The organism is Synechococcus sp. R6-10 (assembly GCF_047461815.1).
Classification (GTDB): domain Bacteria; phylum Cyanobacteriota; class Cyanobacteriia; order Thermostichales; family Thermostichaceae; genus Thermostichus.
In genome coordinates this window covers 1-1,351 of the sequence record NZ_JANSHW010000568.1, presented here as the reverse complement: position 1 = coordinate 1,351, position 1,351 = coordinate 1, and the positions used below count along the sequence as shown (strand labels likewise).

General features: G+C 59.0%; 2 protein-coding genes. Both read right to left on the bottom strand.

Going from position 1 to position 1,351, the window contains the following annotated elements; all coding sequences use genetic code 11:
* Window positions 1-140 precede the first annotated feature (140 nt).
* A complete protein-coding gene (locus NW837_RS13950; RefSeq protein WP_414332202.1) occupies window positions 141-707 on the bottom strand; it encodes a GDYXXLXY domain-containing protein in 567 nt (188 codons plus the stop codon).
* A 26-nt stretch (window positions 708-733) separates the two neighbouring features.
* Window positions 734-1,351, bottom strand: a 618-nt coding sequence (gene thiD / locus NW837_RS13945) for a bifunctional hydroxymethylpyrimidine kinase/phosphomethylpyrimidine kinase (RefSeq protein ID WP_414332201.1), incomplete at its 5' end; no start/stop codon positions are given.

Here is a 1,351-nt window from a genome sequence, read left to right as displayed (position 1 = left end):
AACCAGCCTAGAGGTTCGTGGTTGGCTTGCCAACTGCAGGGCTGCCGAAAGCCCGCCCTGTACTGCGAAGCAGTCAGGGTCGGGTAGTTTACAATATGGTGATTAATTGTTAAAGCGTTAAAGCCGGGCAGAATGAGCACTTAGTACCGATGCTCCCCTACCCAGAGGCCGACCAATGCTGCCTTGCCCCAGGGATCCACTTTCACTTCTGCCCGCGTGGCTTCAGGGTAACGCCGAATATCTTCTTCCAAGGCATCTCCAGCTGCTTCGGGAATAAAAAATTCTTCGGTTCCCAACTTGAGCTGCCACCCGTCAAACCAGCCTCGCAGCACTTTCTCTTCAGGCTGCAAATCTTTGGGCATCTCCCGGCTGACACCGATTGCTTGCCAAGGTTGAGTGGGATCCCCTTCGGGGGGAGCTAAGCGCAGATAAAGGATCCCTAGCGTCTCCAAATCAGGTAACCAACCCGGCAGTTGCTCTAGGGTGGAGCGTCGAGCGACGACGTAGCCCAAGGTCACGTACCGGCCCCGCAAAAGGTCATAGGGATCCACAGGGGCCGTTTGCAGGTAGATCGTGGTTCCGACAGCAAGAGTCAGCGCTTGCCGAGCCGGTATCAGCAGAACGATACCCAGCTGCAGCAGTAGGGGTAGCCAAAACCGCCATTTGGGCAGGGATCCCTTCTGAGAAAGATTCGACGGGCTAGCCATAGCAGCCAGAGAGAGTGACCTCTCTCTTATGGCACAGGTTTGCCAATCCCGGACAGAAGCGGGTAGAAGTGCCCCACTGGCCCCTGCCCTGACCCGATGGCCAAAGGATGTCGCAGCGCTTCTGTTACATAGGCTTTGGCCGCCACTGTGGCCGCAAAGGGATCCTTACCCCAGGCCATCTGTGCCGCAATGGCCGCCGAGAGGGTACAGCCGGTGCCGTGGGTGTGGCGGGTGGGGATCCGCTCTGTTTTCAGCACTTCCAGTCGCTCGCCATCGAACCACACATCCACCCCCTGCAGTTCCCCCGGCATACCCCCACCTTTGACCAACACCGCTCCACAGCCCAGGGTGCGAATCTGCTGAGCCGCCGTTTGCATATCCGCCAGGGACTGCAGCTGCAGCCCCGTTAAAATTTGCGCCTCATAGCGATTGGGGGTCAGCACCTGGGCCAAGGGGATTAGCCGCTCGCGGATGGCCTGAATGGCTTCATCTGCCAGCAACTTTGCTCCCGTGCGGGACACCATCACCGGATCCACCACCAGAGGCCGCAACGCCCAGCGCTCCACCTGACGGGCTACCTCCAGCACGATCTCGGCATTCAGCAACATGCCCGTCTTGATCCCTTGCACCCCAATGTCCTGCAC